Origin of the sequence: Streptomyces sp. NPDC050423 (assembly GCF_040655445.1) — a bacterium.
Taxonomy (GTDB): Bacteria; Actinomycetota; Actinomycetes; order Streptomycetales; family Streptomycetaceae; genus Streptomyces.
Genome location: NZ_JBFAJY010000021.1, coordinates 18812 through 35743 on the forward strand (window position 1 = coordinate 18812; position 16932 = coordinate 35743).

22 protein-coding genes are annotated in these 16932 nt (G+C 68.9%); 15 read left to right on the forward strand and 7 right to left on the reverse strand.

The annotated features are described in order from the left end of the window. Together AB0I52_RS17385 and AB0I52_RS17390 are read right to left on the reverse strand one after the other, a co-directional pair. A partial coding sequence (locus tag AB0I52_RS17385) for a hypothetical protein (RefSeq protein ID WP_363073411.1) occupies window positions 1-341 on the reverse strand: 341 nt, incomplete at its 3' end. Next, entirely contained in the window at window positions 338-949 is a 612-nt protein-coding gene (locus AB0I52_RS17390) for a SigE family RNA polymerase sigma factor (protein WP_363073413.1), read from the reverse strand. The genes AB0I52_RS17390 and AB0I52_RS17385, both read right to left, overlap by 4 nt. 224 nt (window positions 950-1173) lie before the next feature. Here AB0I52_RS17390 and AB0I52_RS17395 point away from each other — a divergent pair, with 224 nt between their 5' ends. Continuing rightward, window positions 1174-1686: a hypothetical protein gene (locus AB0I52_RS17395; RefSeq protein WP_363073415.1), complete on the forward strand. Its 513-nt coding sequence runs from the start codon at window positions 1174-1176 to the stop codon at window positions 1684-1686. A 32-nt stretch (window positions 1687-1718) separates the two neighbouring features. On the opposite strand, the gene AB0I52_RS17400 is transcribed toward AB0I52_RS17395, so the two are convergent. Further along, window positions 1719-2150 (reverse strand): hypothetical protein, encoded by a 432-nt coding sequence (locus AB0I52_RS17400; protein ID WP_363073417.1) that lies wholly within the window; start codon window positions 2148-2150, stop codon window positions 1719-1721. A 291-nt stretch (window positions 2151-2441) separates the two neighbouring features. Here AB0I52_RS17400 and AB0I52_RS17405 point away from each other — a divergent pair, with 291 nt between their 5' ends. The 6 genes from AB0I52_RS17405 to AB0I52_RS17430 all read left to right on the forward strand — a co-directional run bounded on the left by AB0I52_RS17405 (window position 2442) and on the right by AB0I52_RS17430 (window position 6548). Next, a complete protein-coding gene (locus AB0I52_RS17405; protein WP_363073419.1) occupies window positions 2442-2777 on the forward strand; it encodes a DUF5753 domain-containing protein in 336 nt (111 codons plus the stop codon). Window positions 2778-2856: 79 nt separating this feature from the next. Further along, window positions 2857-3054, forward strand: a complete 198-nt coding sequence (locus tag AB0I52_RS17410) for a DUF397 domain-containing protein (RefSeq protein WP_363073421.1) — start codon at window positions 2857-2859, stop codon at window positions 3052-3054. A 677-nt stretch (window positions 3055-3731) separates the two neighbouring features. Next, entirely contained in the window at window positions 3732-4196 is a 465-nt protein-coding gene (locus tag AB0I52_RS17415) for a phosphotransferase (RefSeq protein WP_363073423.1), read from the forward strand. Window positions 4197-4454: 258 nt separating this feature from the next. Further along, entirely contained in the window at window positions 4455-5075 is a 621-nt protein-coding gene (locus AB0I52_RS17420) for an RICIN domain-containing protein (RefSeq protein WP_363073425.1), read from the forward strand. Window positions 5076-5384: 309 nt separating this feature from the next. Then, window positions 5385-5672 (forward strand): hypothetical protein, encoded by a 288-nt coding sequence (locus AB0I52_RS17425; protein ID WP_363073427.1) that lies wholly within the window; start codon window positions 5385-5387, stop codon window positions 5670-5672. Between the two features lie 426 nt (window positions 5673-6098). After that, on the forward strand, window positions 6099-6548 hold the full coding sequence (locus AB0I52_RS17430) for a transposase family protein (protein ID WP_363073429.1): 450 nt from the start codon (window positions 6099-6101) through the stop codon (window positions 6546-6548). A 77-nt stretch (window positions 6549-6625) separates the two neighbouring features. Here AB0I52_RS17430 and AB0I52_RS17435 read toward each other — a convergent pair whose 3' ends face one another. From AB0I52_RS17435 to hppD, 3 genes are all read right to left on the reverse strand, one after another. After that, a complete protein-coding gene (locus AB0I52_RS17435; RefSeq protein ID WP_363073431.1) occupies window positions 6626-7495 on the reverse strand; it encodes an RNA polymerase sigma-70 factor in 870 nt (289 codons plus the stop codon). After that, window positions 7492-8070: a carboxymuconolactone decarboxylase family protein gene (locus tag AB0I52_RS17440; RefSeq protein WP_363073433.1), complete on the reverse strand. Its 579-nt coding sequence runs from the start codon at window positions 8068-8070 to the stop codon at window positions 7492-7494. Before AB0I52_RS17440 ends, AB0I52_RS17435 begins: the two co-directional genes overlap by 4 nt. Window positions 8071-8208: 138 nt before the next feature. After that, window positions 8209-9354: a 4-hydroxyphenylpyruvate dioxygenase gene (gene hppD, locus AB0I52_RS17445; protein ID WP_363073435.1), complete on the reverse strand. Its 1146-nt coding sequence runs from the start codon at window positions 9352-9354 to the stop codon at window positions 8209-8211. Window positions 9355-9487: 133 nt separating this feature from the next. Here hppD and AB0I52_RS17450 point away from each other — a divergent pair, with 133 nt between their 5' ends. The 8 genes from AB0I52_RS17450 to AB0I52_RS17485 all read left to right on the forward strand — a co-directional run bounded on the left by AB0I52_RS17450 (window position 9488) and on the right by AB0I52_RS17485 (window position 16082). Next, window positions 9488-9961 (forward strand): Lrp/AsnC family transcriptional regulator, encoded by a 474-nt coding sequence (locus tag AB0I52_RS17450; RefSeq protein WP_362966574.1) that lies wholly within the window; start codon window positions 9488-9490, stop codon window positions 9959-9961. 15 nt (window positions 9962-9976) lie between these two features. Next, complete coding sequence (locus tag AB0I52_RS17455) at window positions 9977-10624, forward strand: ABC transporter permease (protein WP_362966572.1); 648 nt, start codon at window positions 9977-9979, stop codon at window positions 10622-10624. Continuing rightward, window positions 10617-11879: a betaine/proline/choline family ABC transporter ATP-binding protein gene (locus AB0I52_RS17460; RefSeq protein WP_363073437.1), complete on the forward strand. Its 1263-nt coding sequence runs from the start codon at window positions 10617-10619 to the stop codon at window positions 11877-11879. Before AB0I52_RS17455 ends, AB0I52_RS17460 begins: the two co-directional genes overlap by 8 nt. Beyond that, window positions 11876-12757, forward strand: a complete 882-nt coding sequence (locus tag AB0I52_RS17465) for an ABC transporter permease (RefSeq protein ID WP_363073439.1) — start codon at window positions 11876-11878, stop codon at window positions 12755-12757. The genes AB0I52_RS17460 and AB0I52_RS17465 overlap by 4 nt, the downstream gene beginning before the upstream one ends. Beyond that, the gene (locus tag AB0I52_RS17470; protein ID WP_363073441.1) at window positions 12757-13770 is read left to right on the forward strand and encodes a glycine betaine ABC transporter substrate-binding protein; all 1014 of its coding nucleotides are present in this window, start codon (window positions 12757-12759) and stop codon (window positions 13768-13770) included. The genes AB0I52_RS17465 and AB0I52_RS17470 overlap by 1 nt, the downstream gene beginning before the upstream one ends. An 86-nt stretch (window positions 13771-13856) precedes the next feature. Next, a complete protein-coding gene (locus AB0I52_RS17475) occupies window positions 13857-14495 on the forward strand; it encodes a helix-turn-helix domain-containing protein (protein WP_363073443.1) in 639 nt (212 codons plus the stop codon). Window positions 14496-14510: 15 nt separating this feature from the next. Continuing rightward, on the forward strand, window positions 14511-14723 hold the full coding sequence (locus AB0I52_RS17480) for a hypothetical protein (RefSeq protein ID WP_363073445.1): 213 nt from the start codon (window positions 14511-14513) through the stop codon (window positions 14721-14723). Window positions 14724-14726: 3 nt separating this feature from the next. Then, window positions 14727-16082: an MFS transporter gene (locus AB0I52_RS17485; RefSeq protein WP_363073447.1), complete on the forward strand. Its 1356-nt coding sequence runs from the start codon at window positions 14727-14729 to the stop codon at window positions 16080-16082. Here AB0I52_RS17485 and AB0I52_RS17490 read toward each other — a convergent pair. Beyond that, window positions 16012-16800, reverse strand: coding sequence for a S16 family serine protease (locus tag AB0I52_RS17490; protein WP_363073449.1), 789 nt, complete (start codon window positions 16798-16800; stop codon window positions 16012-16014). The two genes, AB0I52_RS17485 and AB0I52_RS17490, sit on opposite strands and share 71 nt — an antisense overlap. Window positions 16801-16932: the final 132 nt, after the last annotated feature.

The window sequence follows — 16932 nt, forward strand, 5'->3', positions numbered from 1 at the left end:
TTCGCGGAACCCGAATCCCAGCCCGTCATATCGATCTTCTTGCCCGAGATCATCACGGTCGTCGCGTCCGTGCTGCTCGCGGCGGCGGCGCTCGATGTGTTCGGGCTGCTGCTGGTGGTGATGGCGGCCAGGGCGGTGCCGCCTCCGGCGACGGCCACTGCGGCGGCCACACCGGCGATGAGCCCGGCACGCTTGCGGCGGGAGCGGCGCTGGATGCCGGTGGCGTCGAAGTGCGGTGCGGGCGAGTTGTTCGCGAAGTCGTTCAAGGCGGATACCAGTTCCTGCTCGAAGGAGGTGTCACCGGCGCAGCCGTCCAGGGGCCGCGGTCCGTAACCGTTCATCGGGTTCCCTTCCGGAGCTGCGGTGACGAAGGTTCGGAGAGTGCGGGCGCCTGGGCCCGGAGTTTTTCGAGGCCACGGGTGATCTGGGACCGGACGGCGCTCGGCGAGATCCTGAGGTCCTCGGCTATCTCGGCATCCGACAGGTCGTGGAAGTAACGCAGCACCACGACGGTGCGCATTCCTATCGGCAGACCTTGCAGAGCCCGGACGAGCTGGTCCCGGCTGTCGATACGCCCGTAGTCGTCACCAGGGTCCGGCCGGTCGTCGCCCGTGTCGTGCCGGGGCACGACACGGCGGAACCGCCGCCATCTGTCGTTGGCCAGATTGACCATGATGCGCCGCACGTACGCGTCCGGAGCATCCTTTTCGGCGATGGTGCGCCAGCGACGGCAGGTACGTTCCAGAGTCTCCTGGACCAGATCCTCGGCCGCCTCACGGCTCCCGGTCAGGACCAGCGCACCCCGGAACAACGCGCCGGAGCGGGCGGCGACGAAGGCGTGAAACCCCGTCCCCGGATCCGTGGACGCCTGCGCCGGAGCCGACCGGTCAGGCACGTCGGGCCGGGCCGCCTCGGACCGCAGCGAGCTCCATTGGGTTGCCAGATCCACAGCGCTCCTCCCTTCCTGTCCCCCTCTTGACGGCGCGGGCACCTGGTCTGCTGCACGCCCCCATGGAGACCTACGTCACAGAGCCGACGGAAGGGAGGAGCGACAGCGCAGGCCCGAGGCCGCTCACCGGTAGGCCGTGACACACTTCTGCCTCGAACGCGGGGGCCGATCGATCCCCGCGACTTGGCGATTGGACGACTGTGAGCAGGACGAAGTGGGCTGCCATGGCGATAGCGGTCATCGCGCTCGGGGTCACGGGCTGCGGCACGAGCGACGCCGACACCGGGGCAGCCGCCTCTTCGGCGCCGGCACCGCCCCGGCCCAAGGGCACGGGACCTCTCACGGAGAAGGTCGTGCGCGCGGACCTCGACTCCTCGGCCGCGAACGCGGGCGTTCCGGACAACGCTCCGGATTACGCCCGCTCGGCCGAGGAACGGACGGACGACTCGCTGGCGTCGTGCGGCGTCGCGTTCAAGGGCTTCGGTACCAAAACCACGCCCGTTGACCTCACCCGATTCGAAAAGGTGGTGAGCGAGCTCCGCGAGCGCGACTGGCGGCCGCCCCGGAAGGACCTCAAAGGCGCGGACGCCGTCGGCGAGACCCGGGTGGTCCTCAAACAGCGCGGCTGGTCCATGGTGGCGTCGCACATGGACATCCAGAAGGGCGTGGTCACCCTGCTGGCCACCGAAGACGCGTGCGTGAAAAGGATCGGCATCGACGCGGGTGTGCTCGGCTGACCAGCCGCCCTCATGGCTTGGCAAACGGCGCGTCAGTGGCGGACCTCGTGCACCGCGACCGCCCGCAGCAGCCCCACGCGCAGGGCCAGGAACCCGGTGTGCCCCGTACGGACCACGTGCTCGGCACACCACAGGTGCCGCACACCAACGTCCTGCGACGCGGCGGGCTCCGGGCCCTCGCCGCACGTGGTGCACTCCGTTTCGTGCACCGCCGGGCTGTCGGACGCGTCCTCGACGAGCACCCGGCCCGGCGGCCTCGGCGGCTCCGGTAGCGGCACCGTGACCAGGTGATCGACAGGCACCCGCAGCGGACGGCCTCCTCCGGCGAAGGTCAGTACCACCGCCATGCCGCCGGTCGCGTACCGGTCCAGCCGCACGGCACACACCTCACGCCACTCCCCCTGTACGTGTACGAGATCGCCGCGCCTCATCCGTACCGCGCACCGGAGCTGTTCAGACGGCATCCACCACACCCCCGTCCCCCAGGGGAAGCGCGCACTCCGCCCAGACGACCTTCCCCGGGCCGTTGCGGTCAGCTCTCCCCCACCGGTCCGCCAGCGCGGCCACGAGAAACAGCCCGCGCCCGTCACACGCGTCCAGCGCGGGTTCGCGGCCGGCCGGGCGGACGGACGAGGCGTCGTGCACCTCGATCCGCACCCCCGTCCGGCAGCCGGACGAAGCGGGTCTCGATACCTCGGACTACGCCCATGCCGTCATTTCCGCACCGCCAACAGACATGGACCAGGCCGGGGTTGATGCCATGGTCAAACCGCCCCCGGCCACCACAGTTCTGCGTCGTTCTGAGCGAAGCGGCTCTTCGCCTTCAGGTAGGAGGCGCTGCTGTCATGCGCAGGCAGCTTGAGCACCTGGCGAAGATGACGGAGCATCCGAGCGTGGAGGTACGAGTCGTCCCTGACCGTGCTGGAGCACACGCCGGCCTGACCGGATCGTTTGTACTCTTCAGCTTTCCGCACTCATCGATCACGGATGTCGTCCGTCTGGAGCATCGGGCTGGGACCTCTACCTGGAGAGTCCCAACGAGACAGAGACCTACAGGCGCGCCTATGGCTCCTTCCAAGCCACCGCACTGAGCCTCAAGGACAGCAAGGACTTGATCGCCAAGGTGCGACGAGACATGTAACAGCCACTCAAGATCAGAGGACGACCAATGTGATCAACCCCGCTGCGATCGAGACCACTCGGTGGCGCAAGAGCAGCTACAGCAACCAGGGCGGCGACTGCGTAGAGATCGCTTGGTTCACCACCCGCACCGCCGTCCGCGACAGCAAGAACCCCACCGGCCCCGCCCTCATCCTCGGCGACCGGGCCTGGGCCGCCTTCGTCGCGGACGCCAAGCAGCTTCCCTGAGCGCGCGACAACCACCACAACCAGGATGGGAGGGGACCCCTGGAGCCGCGCGGGCCCTGGGCCGGGGCTGTGCCACCAGGACGGACTCGTATCCGCCGTGTCGCTGTACGCGATGGATGTGACGAACGGCCGTCGAGCGCGGCATTCTGAGCGGCATGGAATTCCAGCCGGTTGAGCGCACCTCGGAGGCGTTCCAGCAGTCACTGACCACCCAGGAGATTGGGAAGATCGCCGCCGGGCCTTCGGACCTGCGGCCGTGCCCACCTCTGCAGTCGAGCTGAGCACGGGGGATGTACACAACAATGTCTACTGCGTGACGCTGGCCGGGCGGGCGGAACCGGTGGTCCTGCGGGTCGCCCCGGAGGAAGGCCGCCAGTTCCGCAGCGAGCGCCACCTGATGCGAAACGAGTACGCGAGCCAGCCCTGGCTTGCGGTGATCGCGCCGCTGATGCCGCAGGTGCTCGCCACGGATTGGTCGCACGAGGTGATCGGCCGGGACTGGATGATCCAGACCTGCCTGGACGGCGTCCCGGCGCCGGAGCAGTTGGGGCGTATCCGCGTACGACGCGGTCGGCGTTCTTCCGGCAGATGGGTGCTATCGCCCGTTCCGTTCACGGTGTGGCGGTCCGCACTTCGGCCCCGTCGACGGTCCGGGGCACGGAACGTGGAGCGAGGCCGTGCTCGCGTCGCTGGAGGAGATCGTCACAGACCTGGACGGTGCCGGTCTTGACTCGGACGACGTACGGAAGGTCGCCGCGGTGGCCTCGCGCGGCCGGGCCGCGCTCGACGAGGTCACGGAACCAAGGCTGCTGACCGGCGATCTGTGGACCGTCAACGCACTGCTGGACCCGAAGGCCCCACAGCCGGTGATCACCGGGGTGCTGGACTTCGATCGCGCCTGGTTCGGTGACCCGGCGGCCGACTGGACCATCCGCATGGCGACGGCCAAGGAGGACGGGCGGACCGCGTTCTGGGAGTCCTACGGCGCTTTGGACCGCTCGCCCGCCGCTGTGTGGCGCGCGAGGATCTATGAGGCCCGGCACCTGAGCGCGATCCGGCTTGAACGGCACCGGCTGGGCAAGGCGGACGCGGTCCGCGAGAGTTACGACAACCTGGCCGGAGTGCTTGGCGGCCTGGCCTGACTGGCCGGTGTGCGGATCAGATCCGCTGCCCGACGGAGGTTTCGTCAAAATACCGGCAGCCCTCGATCTCGCCCCCAACCAGCCCGAGCAGCGCCACCCGCACTCACACCAGCGCCGCTGACCATCAACCTTCAGGATGGTGGATCTTCATGGACATTGGCCTAACGGGCCGTCACAATAGCTATCGCTTCGTACCGCTGGGAATGCGGTGCGTAGCGACCAGAAGTACAGGAAACGCTAAAACAGGAGGTTTTGCACATGCGGAAGGCCTTTGCCCTTGCCATCGCCGGCATCAGCTTGATAGGGGCGTTCGCTGCTGCACCCAACGCCGCAGCCTCAGCCCCGAGCCCGGGCGCCCCGGCCCCCGTAGTGACGACATTCGACACCACAGCGCCTGTCCCTGAGTGGGCGCACAGCCTGTCGGACAAAGCAGGTACAACAAGAGCCACGGCCGGAATCGTCGCCGTGTGGGACAAGAACTTCCTCAATAAAAGGGACAACACCAAGTGCCTGGACGACAGCACCGGAAACGGGCTGCGGGTGCACACATGTAACACACCGAGCTTCAACAATGGCTTCCAGAAGTTTACGGCGGTCATGTACGACGACAGCTACATCAACTTCCAGAACGCGGCCACGGGGGAATGCCTCGACGGCAGCACTGCGCACGGTGTGCGCACTCACACATGCAGCAGCGCCAGCTACGTCAACGGTTACCAGCGTTGGTTTGTCAACGATCAGATGGATGTCTACGGATGGGTTTCCTATAGGAACGTGGCTACCGGAAAGTGCCTGGACTACAGTCCTGCCCACGGCCTGCGCCTCCACGACTGCAGCCGCGCCGCCCTCGAGAACGGCTACCAGGGGTGGAACTTCTGAGCCAACGGGGATGCCGCATTCGATCCGGGCGGTAGGGCACTCGCCCGGTGAATAGCGGATTCCGGCGATCATCTGCCGCGCAGTTCGATCCCGTCAGGAACGCCTGGTCCTCCATTGAAGATCCACCATCCTGAAGGTTGATGGTCAGCGGCGCCGGTGTGAGTGCGGGTGGCGCTGCTCGGGCTGGTCGGGGGCGAGATCATTACCAGGTGATCGTCCGTCATGGGTCTGTTTCCCCGAGCGCCCGGTGCCGACGGCCGCTTCTTCGTACGCTCCGTCTCGGAGAGCCGGTACGGGAGGGGAACAGGGATGGCGGACGTGTTGACGTGGACGATGGAACAGCGGTTTCAGCTGGAGGAGCGTGCTGAGCTGCTGCGCATGGAGCTGGCAGAGATCGAGGCGCAGGTGGCCCGGCTGGAGGCCGCCCAGGCGGTGTTCGGACAGTGGGCCGAGGAGACCGACTGCGGCGGCGGTCGTCGGCCACCACCCTCACCGGCTCCGGACCCGGACCCGGTGAGGGTGGTGGCCGGTCCGGGTACGGGTGAGATGCGGCTGGTCCCGGACCGGCCACTGAGGGTATGGGGGTGGAGGCCCTGACCTCGGAGTATCGGCGGATCATGGAGATCGTGGCCGGCGCGGACGGGCCGGTGATGGCCAAGGACGTTGCGAGGGCGCTGGGTCGTGAGCTCACGCCGGGGACGGTCGAGCGGTCCGAGGGCAGTTGCGTGAACTCGCTGACCGGGGCTGGCCGGCCCGCACCGGAGTGGGCCGCTACCTTCCCCGCTGACCGGCCGGTACGACGGCGGACCGGCTGATTCCTGCCATAACACGAGGGCCCCCGGCGGAGGTTGGTGAATCTGTGACGAAAAACCAGCCCGCCGAGGGCTCTCAGTATGCTGTCTACCGGGTTCAGCTTCCGGTGTCGAAGCGGACCCTCGACCTCGTCGGTGACCTGATACGCCGTGAACGTAATCGGCTGGGCACCCGCTGGCGCAAGGTCCCTGCGGCGCCCAGCCGTTGATCGTGCTCGCCGTCCTCCGCCATGACCAGCAGCTTTCCGACATGGCCGGCGGCAACCAGTTCTCCTCCTCCACCGTGCGCCGCTGGGTCTGGGAGGTCCTGCGTCTGCCGGCCGCCCGCGCCCCGCGCCTGGACCGAGCGTGTAAGAAGATCGCCAAGAAGGGCAGGGTCGTCGTCCTGCTCGACGGCACCCTGATCCGCACCCGACGCCGCACCGGGACGGAGAACCGCAAGAACTACAGCGGCAAGCACAAGTCCCATGGCCTGCTGTTTCTCACGCTGACCGACGAGAAGGGCAACCTGATCTGGATCTCCTCCGCCCGGCCCGGCCGGTCCAGCGAGATCACCACCGCCCGCCACGACAAGATCACCGCACACCTCCGCGAGGCCGGCTTCGTCGGCCTGGACGACGACCCCGACGACCACCCCGTGATCATCACCGGCCCCCGCTGACCGCCCGGCCACCGATCACGCGCCACGACAGCGACCCCATCGCCCGGAACACCCACGCTGCCGCCCCAGCAGCACGCTCACCTGCTGATGTCGGCCAGTTCATCGAGCCGCGTCAGCTTCCGGGGGTTCCGCACCACGTAGATCCGGGTGATCCGCCCGTCCTCCACCACGAGGCTCACCGCGGAGGATTCGCCGTCGAACTCGATCCGGCCCGCGGGTGCGCCGTTGAGCCACACGGTCGTCGTCCTGAGCACGCCCACCTTCTGGTTCAAGCCCGCGAGCAACCGCGCCACCACATCGGCCCCGTGGATCGGAGCCAGCGCGGCGGGCACGATCCCGCCGCCGTCGGCGATCATGACCACGTCCGGCGCCATCACCTCCAGCAGCTCCTGCAACTGCCCCGTCCGCAGCGCGAGCAGGAACCGCTCCACCACAGCCCGCTGCTCCGACCGGCCCACTCGCACCCGCGGCCGACGGGCCGCGACGTGCTCGCGGGCCCGGCGCGCGATCTGCCGCACCGCGGCCGCGGACTTCCCGATGGCCTCGGCGATCTCGCCGTACGGCATCTCGAAGACCTCGCGGAGCACGAACACCGCGCGCTCGGTCGGCCCGAGCGTTTCGAGGACGGTCAGCATCGCGATCGAGACGCTCTCCGCGAGTTCGACGTCCTCGGCGACATCCGGGCTGGTCAGCAGCGGTTCCGGCAGCCACTCGCCCACGTAGTCCTCACGGCTGCGCGACAGGGCTCGCAGGCGGTTGAGCGCTTGCCTCGTGACGGTCCGGACGAGGTACGCCCGCGGCTCGCGCACCTGCGACCGGTCGACATCGGCCCACCGCAGCCAGGACTCCTGCAGCACGTCCTCCGCGTCGGCCGCCGACCCGAGCATCTCGTAGGCGACGGTGAACAGGAGGCCGCGGTGGGTGACGAACGGATCCTCGGTCGTCATGACGTCGACGCCGCGCCGGAGTCCTGGGGGCGTGCGGCGAGGGGGATCTCGCAGGCTTCGGAGAGGCCCTGCGACGAGATCCCGTTCGCGTTGTTGTTCCTGGTCGCCATGTTCACGAAGGCGATGTACGCGGTGAGTTCGACCATCGCCGCCGCGCCGAGCCGGTCGAGCAGGCTCGCGTGCAGTTCGTCGGTGACGGTCGGGGGCGTGTTCGTCATGGCCTCGGCATACTCCAGGACGTCCCGCTCCAGCGGCGTGAACACCTCCGACTCCCGCCAGCGCGGCACCTGGCTCGCCTTGGTCAGGTCCAGGTTCTGATTCTGTGCCTGGAAGTAGCCGACGTCGAGACACCAGGCGCAGCCGACCTGCGACGCGACGGCCATGTGCGCGAACGACTTGAGGCTCGCGTCGGCCGCTTTCCACTCGCCCAGCCTGGCCGAGAACTCCAGGTTGGACATGGCGACCTCGGGGTTGTGCCACACCACTTCGACGGGCTCGGCCACAACGCCGAGCTGCTTGATCATGTTCTCGCTCATCTCGGTGCTGAGCTCGGCCTTCGGAACGCGGGGCGCCATGGTGTTCTCCTCAGTCGATTCGCCTGTCCGGCTGTTCGGCATGAAGACACCGCCGGGCCCGCGGATGTGACAGCCACCATGACGGCAAACGGGCGGGCCGGAAGCTCCGGCCCGCCCGCCTTCGTACCCCCGCACCGCTCAGAGGTTGCCGCGGCGCTCCTGCTCGCGCTCGATCGCCTCGAACAGGGCCTTGAAGTTGCCCTTGCCGAAGCCCATCGAGCCGTGGCGCTCGATCATCTCGAAGAACACCGTCGGCCGGTCCTGGACCGGCTTGGTGAAGATCTGGAGCAGGTAGCCGTCCTCGTCGCGGTCCACGAGGATCTTCTGCTCGCGCAGGGTCTCCACCGGTACCCGGGTCTCGCCCGCCCACTCGCCCAGCGTGTCGTAGTACGAGTCCGGGGTGTCCAGGAACTGGACGCCGGCCGCGCGCATCGCGCGCACGGAGGCGACGATGTCGTTCGTGGCGAGCGCGATGTGCTGGACGCCCGCGCTGCCGTAGAACTCCAGGTACTCGTCGATCTGGGACTTCTTCTTGGCGACGGCCGGCTCGTTGATCGGGAACTTGACCTTCAGTGTGCCGTCCGCGACCACCTTGGACATGAGCGCGGAGTACTCGGTGGCGATGTCGTCGCCCACGAACTCCTTCATGTTGGTGAAGCCCATGACCTTGTTGTAGAAGCCGACCCACTCGTTCATCCGGCCGAGCTCGACGTTGCCGACACAGTGGTCGATGGCCTGGAAGGTCCGCTTGGCGGGCGTCTCGACGATCGGCGCGGCCGCGGTGTAGCCGGGGAGGTAGGGGCCGTCGTAGCCGGTGCGCTCGACGAGGGTGTGGCGGGTCTTGCCGTACGTGGCGATGGCGGCCAGGACGACGGTGCCGTGCTCGTCCTTCACCTCGTGCGGCTCGGTGAGGCCGAGGGCGCCGTGCTCGACCGCGTAGGCGTACGCGGCACGCGCGTCCGGGACCTCGATGGCCAGGTCGACGACGCCGTCGCCGTGCTCGGCGACGTGGTCGGCGAGGAAGCGGCCGTGGTCCGTGGCCGCCTTGATGACGGAGGTGAGGACGAAGCGGGCGGAGCCGTTGGTCAGGACGTAACTGGCCGTCTCGCGGCTGCCGTTCTCCGGTCCGGAGTAGGCGACCAGCTTCATGCCGAAGGCGGTCGAGTAGTAGTGCGCGGCCTGCTTGGCGTTGCCGACGGCGAAGACGACGGCGTCCATTCCCTTGACCGGGAAGGGGTCGGCCTGCCGTGCACTGTCGGGGATGCTGTGCGTCGTCTCAGTCATGTCCGAAGGTTCTCGCCGCTTTGCAAGGTGCGCAACAGTTCGCGAAATCGCTGGGCAGTCTGTGCAGTGGATGGCCATGATGGTCGGGCTATCTGTACATGCTGACCATCGCAGGACTTCCCGGAGGCCGACCGTGGCGATCGATCATCTGGACGGGCGGCTCATCGTGCTGCTGGCGCGTGAGCCCAGGATCGGGGTACTGGAGGCTTCGCGCCGGCTCGGCGTGGCGCGCGGGACCGTGCAGGCGCGTCTCGACCGCCTTCAGTCGAATGGCGTCATTCGCGGATTCGGCCCGGACGTGGACCCGGCGGCCCTCGGCTACCCGGTCACCGCTTTCGCGACGCTGGAGATCAAACAGGGCCAAGGAGCCGATGTACGGGCGCACTTGGGCGGCGTACCGGAGGTGCTTGAACTGCACACCACCACCGGGCAGGGCGACATGTTCTGCCGGCTCGTGGCCCGTTCCAACGCGGATCTTCAGCGGGTGATCGACCTGGTTGTCGGATTTGATGGCATTGTCCGGGCCTCCACGGCCATCGTCATGGAGAACCCCGTACCCCTGCGCATCATCCCGCTCGTCGAGCAGGCGGCGCGGGACACCGACTGAGCCGAGGAGTGCCGTGTGAGCTTCTGGGAGTATCTGGGCAATCGGCACCAGCAGCTGCTCACCGACGCGTTCCAGCACGTCAGCGCCGTGTTCCAGTGCATGGTCATCGCGACCGTGCTGGGCGTCCTGATCGGCGTCCTCAGCTATCGCAGCGGCTGGGGCGGCTCGCTGGCGATCACCTCGACGGCGGCGATCCTGACCATTCCGTCCCTCGCCGCGATCGGTCTGCTGATCCCGCTGGTCGGGCTCGGTGTGGCGCCGACCGTGATCACCCTGACGCTGTACGGGCTGCTGCCCATCGTCCGTAACTCCATCGTCGGTCTGCGCGGCGTCGATCCGGCGCTCGTGGACGCGGCGAAGGGCATCGGGATGTCGCGGATCGCCCGGCTCTGCAAGGTGGAACTGCCGCTCGCCTGGCCGCCGATCCTCACCGGCATCCGGGTCTCCACCCAGATGCTGATGGGCATCGCCGCCATTGCCGCGTACGCCTCGGGGCCGGGGCTCGGCAACGAGATCTTCCGCGGTATCGCCTCGCTGGGCAGTGCCAACGCGATCAATCAGGTGCTCGCGGGCACGCTCGGCATCGTCGTACTCGCCCTGCTCTTCGACGCCGCGTACGTCCTGCTGGGGCGGCTCACCATCCCGAGGGGGATCCGTGTCTGAGACCGCGGCGGAAGCCGGACAGAAGCCCGCCGTGAACGCCACCTCCGGTGCCACCATCCAGCTGGAGAACCTGACCAAGCTCTACCCGGGCAACCCGAACCCGGCCGTGGACAACGTCTCGATGGACATCAAGGCCGGCGAGACCGTGATCCTCGTCGGCCCGTCCGGCTGCGGGAAGTCGACCACCCTGAAGATGATCAACCGGCTGATCGAGCCGACCTCCGGCCGCATCCGGATCGGCGACGAGGACGTCACCGACATGGACCCGGTGAAGCTGCGCCGGAAGATCGGGTACGCGATCCAGTCGTCCGGGCTCTTCCCGCACATGACGGTCGCGGAGAACATCGCCCTGGTCCCGAAGATGATCGGCTGGTCGAAGACGAAGGTGAAGGACCGGGTCGAGGAGATGCTCGATCTGGTCGGGCTCGACCCGCGCGAGTACCACGGCCGCTATCCGCGCGGCCTCTCCGGCGGTCAGCAGCAGCGGGTGGGCGTGGCACGGGCGCTGGCCGCCGATCCGCCGGTGCTGCTGATGGACGAGCCGTTCGGCGCGGTCGACCCGATCACCCGCGACCACCTCCAGGACGAGCTGATCCGGCTCCAGCACGAACTGCACAAGACGATCGTCTTCGTCACCCACGACTTCGACGAGGCCATCAAGCTGGGCGACCGGATCGCCGTGCTGCGCGAGCGCTCGCACATCGCGCAGTTCGACACCCCGGAGGCCATCCTCACCAACCCGACGGACGACTTCGTCTCGGGCTTCGTCGGGGCCGGTGCGGCGCTGAAGCGGCTCAACCTCACCCGGGTGCGGGACGTGGAGATCGCCGAGTTCCCGACGGTGACGGTCGACGACCCGCTCCAGTCGATCTTCAACAAGCTGCGCAGCGGCCCGCACAACGAGCTGCTGATGCTGGACCGCCGCAACCGCCCCTACAAGTGGCTGCGGCGCGGCGACCTGATGCGGGCCCGCGGTTCGCTGGCGCGGGCCGGGCAGCTGGTGCACGACACGGTGACCAGGGACGCGACGCTGCACGACGCGCTGGAGGCGGTGCTGACCGACAGCGGCGGGCGGGTCGCGGTGACCGGGCGGCGCGGCGAGTTCATCGGGGTCGTCGACATGCACACCCTGATGAACTCCGTGCACGAACTGCTGGAGGCCGACCGGCTCACCGCCATCGAGCACCAGCACGAACTCCAGGAGCTGCGCAGCCATCAGACCGTGCAGGAGCTGGAGGGCGGTGCGGACGTATGACTCCCAGCTCCCAGTCCGGCCGCCGGCCCACCGGTCCGGTCCCCGCGTCCGACCGGGACCGTCCGCCGGGCGAGCACGACGTCAAGGGCCATGCCTTCCGTGACGAGGAGGCGGAGCCCTCGCCTCCCCCGGCCCGGCCGGCCCGCCGGATCACCTGGCGCAAGCTGGTGGTGACGCCGGCGGTACTCGCGGTGGTCCTGATCCTCACGTACGTGTGGATCAACACCATCCACCTCGACGCGATCGCGCGGAACTCGCTCGCGGGCGACACGGTTGAGCTGCGCTGGTGGCAGCACGTCAGACTGACCGCCATCTCGACCTTCTGGGTGCTGATCATCGCCATTCCGCTGGGCATCGCGCTGACCCGGCCTGGGCTGCGCAAGGGCGCCCCGGTGGTCACGTCGATCGCCAACATCGGGCAGGCGACCCCGGCGATCGGTCTGCTGGCGCTGCTGGTGATCTGGCTGGGCATCGGCCCGTCGACCGCGATCACGGGCATGGTGATCTACGCGGTGCTGCCCGTGCTCTCCAACACGGTCGCCGGCCTCAAGGCGATCGAGCCGACCCTGGTGGAGGCCTCGCGCGGGATCGGGATGTCGGCGATGGGGACGCTCACCAAGGTCGAACTGCCGCTCGCGGTGCCGCTGATCCTGGCCGGGGTACGCACCGCGCTGGTGCTCAACGTGGGCACGGCGACCCTGGCCACGTTCGGGGGCGGCGGCGGGCTCGGGGACCTGATCACCTCGGGCATCCAGACCCAGCGGATGCCGGTGCTGGTGCTCGGTTCCGTACTGACGGTGGTGCTGGCGCTGCTGGTGGACTGGCTGGCCTCGCTGGTCGAGGTGGCGCTGACGCCGCGCGGACTGGAGGTGGGGTGATGGGCCCGGCGGGGAAGCGTACGAGGCGCGGGGCGCGGACCGGCGGGCCGCGGACCTGGCTGGTGGGCGCGGTGGCTCTGGCACTGGCGCTCTCCGGGTGCGGCCTGAAGAGCGGGTCGCCGATGGTCGACGACGTGACGCCGGGGTCCGTGGGGAAGGGCAAGCCGCTGAAGGGTGCCTCGCTGACCGTCACCTCGAAGAACTTCAGCGAGAACATCATCCTGGGCCAGATGATCGGCCTGATCTTCAAGGCCGCCGGGGCCGAGGTGCTCGACCGGACCAACCTGCCCGGGTCGATCAGCGCACGCGAGGCGATCATCCAGGGCGACGCCGACGCGATGTACGAGTACACGGGAACCGCCTGGATCACGTATCTGGGCCATTCGAAGCCGATCACCAACCCGCTGAAGCAGTGGGAGGCGGTGCGCGACGCGGACCGGAAGAACGGGGTGACGTGGCTGCCGCAGTCCACCCTCAACAACACGTACGCGCTCGCCATCAGCAAGAAGAACAACGCGAAGTACCACCTGAAGACGCTCTCCGACGTCGCCGCGCTGTCGAAGAAGAACCCCTCGGCGGTGACGATCTGCGTGGAGAACGAGTTCGCCTCCCGCAACGACGGGCTGCTGGGCATGGAGAAGGCGTACGGGATGTCGGTCCCGGCCGGCAACATCAAGAAGATGGACGCCGGGATCGTCTACACCCAGGTCTCCAAGTCCAACTCCTGCCTGCTGGGTGAGGTGTTCACCACCGACGGCCGGATCAAGGCGATGAAGCTCGACGTGCTGACGGACAACAAGCACTTCTTCCCCAACTACAACGCGGCGCCCGTCATCCACACCCCGACCTTCGACAAGTACCCCGTGATCGCTTCCCTGTTGGACCCGCTCAGCGCGCGGCTGACCACGGAGGTCGCGCAGGAGCTGAACGCCAAGGTGGACGTCGACGGGGACGACCCGCACGAGGTGGCGAAGGACTGGCTGGTGGCTGAGGGGTTCATCAAGGTGGGGTGAGGGGGCGGGGGCCCCGGCCGGAGTTCCAAAGAAACTGATGCAAAGAACATGTTGCAAAGAGTTCTTTGTAACTCTATGGTTGGGGCATGGCAGAGAACGAGGCCGGCCCGGACGACAGCCCGGACAGCACGCCGGCAGACGCCCCGAACATCCACATGGTGAACGCCCGCACCCTGCGCGGGCTGGCCCACCCGCTGCGGCTGCGGCTGATGAACACCCTCCGGGAGTTCGGGCCGGCCACCGCGTCCGGACTCGCCGACCGGCTCGGCGAGTCGAGCGGCGCCACCAGCTACCACCTGCGACAGCTCGCCTCGTACGGCTTCGTGGAGGACGACCCGGAGCGCGGCAAGGGCCGCGAGCGGTGGTGGAAGGCGGTCCACATGGGCACTGCCTTCGACAGCACCGCGGACTTCCTCCGCGACCCGGACCCGGAGATCCGCGGCGCCATGGGCGTCGTGCTGCACGAGATCGCCACCCTGCACACCCAGGAGCTGAACACCTGGCTCGGCACCATGCACGACTGGCCCGAGGAGTGGGTCCGCTCCTCCGACCTCAGCGACTTCAAGGTGCGCCTCACGCCCGAACTCTCCCTGGAACTGGCGGAGAAGGTCCACGAACTCATCGAGAGCTACCGGGACCGGGTCCCGGAGGGCACCGAGGGCTCCGCCCTGGTCCGCACCCATCTCCACGTCTTCCCCCGCCCCACCGACCGACCCACCGACTGAAGGGACCACCACGCCATGCATCCCGAGACGCACCTTCAGCTGCACGTCATCCGCTCCGCCGAACTGCGGCGCCAGGCCGACGACTTCCGCCTCGCCCACCCCCGCACCGCCACCCGCGCCCCGCGCACGGGCATGCGGACCCGGCTGGGCTGGACCATGGTCGAGCTGGGCCTGCGGGTGCTACCGGACCGGTCCGCCGCGCCGTCCGGCGCCCCTCGTACGGCCTAGTCCGTGGGCGGGGGGAAGAGCACGCCGGACCGGGTACCGCTCGTAGCCGTACTGGCCGCCAACTCCATATCGACAGCCGGTACTTCACTCACCCTCATCGGCGTTCCGTGGTTCGTCCTGGAGACCACCGGCAGTGCCGGCCGGGCCGGGTTCGTCGCCTTCTGCGCGACCCTCCCGATCGTCGTCTCCGCACTGATCGGCGGGCCACTCATCGACCGGATCGGCCGGCGCCGGGTCTCCGTCGCCTCCGACACGGTGTGCGGACTCGCCGTCGCCGCGGTCCCGTTGCTGTACTACGCCGACGCACTCGCCTTCTGGATGCTTTGCGTCCTGATGGCCGTCAACGGCCTGTTCCACACGCCCGGCAACACCGCGCGCTACGTCCTGGTCCCCGACCTCGCCGACCACGCCGGCACCACCCTCCCCCGCGCCGCCAGCCTCTTCGACGCGGTCTCGCGCGGGGCCAGGATGGTCGGGGCGGCGCTGGCCGGGGTACTGATCGCCCTGGTCGGCGCGGAGACCGTGCTGCTGCTGGACGCGGCGACCTTCCTCACCTCGGCCGCGCTCATCGCGGCAGGCCTGCGGGGCGTACGCGCGGCCGAGCCCGTCAAGGCCGGGGCACCCGTCTCGCTGCCCGCCTACAAGCGTGAACTGCGCGAGGGATACGCCTACTTGCTCGGCAACCGGCTGCTGCTGGGCGTCGTCGTGATGGTCCTGTTCATGAACGGCACCGACCAGGGCTGGAACGCCGTGCTGCTGCCGGTGCACGCGTCGGCCGAGCTGGGCGGGGCGCGGGATCTCGGGCTGCTCACCGCACTGTTCGGCGCGGGCGGGCTGACCGGGGCCCTGCTGTACGGGGCGGTGGGGCACCGCTACTCGCGGCGGGCCGTGTTCAGCGTCTGCGTGATCCTGTGCGGGGCGCCGAGGTTCCTGGTCGCGGCGCTGACCGGGACGACGCTGCCGCTGGCCGTGACGATGGTGCTGAGCGGGATCGCGGGCGGCGTCCTGAACCCGATCCTGGCGACGGTGATCTACGGGAGCGTCCCCGACGCGCTGCGCAGCCGGGTCTCCGGAGCGATCACCGCCGGGTGCGAGCTGGCCATGCCGGTGGGCGGGCTGGCGGCCGGGCTGCTGGTGGAGAGCGCGGGCGCCTCGGGGGCACTGCTGGCGATGGGCGGGGTCTACCTGCTCGCGACGCTGAGCCCGCTGGTCTTCCCGGCCTGGCGGACGATGGACGACGAGCCGTGCACCGGTCCGGATGAGCCCTCGGGCCCTGTGGAGCAGCCGGTCAGCAGCTCGGGACCTTGCCCCCGTGATCCAGCGCCCGCAGCGAGGAGACCGCGCCCTTCAGGGTCGTGACCGGGATCAGCCGGAGCCCGCCGGGAAGCTCGGCGTGCGCCTCCTTGCACTCGGCCTTCGGTACGAGGAAGACGCTCGCCCCGTCCCGGCGGGCCGCCTGCGTCTTGAGCGAGACACCGCCGACCGCGCCGACCTTGCCGTCCGCCTGGATGGTGCCGGTGCCGGCGATGGTGCGGCCGCCGGTGAGATCGCCCCCGGAGCCGTCGCCGTCCAGCTTGTCGACGATGCCGAGCGCGAAGAACAGGCCCGCGCTGGGGCCACCCACGTCGGCGAGGTGCAGGGTGACGTCGACCGAGCCGGGCTTCCTGCCGAGGTAGTTCAGGGCGGCGTCCACCGCCGAGTCCTGCGACTTCACCATGTCGTCGAGGTTGTGCTTCTCGATCTGCTTCTCGGAACCGCCGGTCGGGTAGACGGAGTCGCGGGGCATGACCGCCCGGTCCGTACGGAACCAGCTGTCGAGCACGTCACCGATCCCCACATCGGCGGTGGGCCCGGTCGCCACGATCGTCGTCATCCGCAGCTGGCCCTTGGTGGGCCGGGTGGGGGTGCCCTCGATGGTGATCACCGGTGTGCCGTGGTCGTCCCCGAGCACATTCGCCGTCGTACCGGGCTGCGCCAGCGTGAACGGCAACGGCGCGAAGGCGGCCACACCGAAGAGGGCGAGCACGGGGAGGGCGCAGAGGGCGAGGGTGCGGGGGCGCGAGAGACGTGTGAGCACCCGCCCAATCTATCCGGGGTTCCTTGGTGCGGGGTTCCTTGGTGCGGGGTTCCGGTCCGGGGTGCGGGGTTCCGTCCTCAATCGCCGGACGGGCTTGGGTGGCGTCGGGTGCCCCGCAGGGTGCACCTGCCC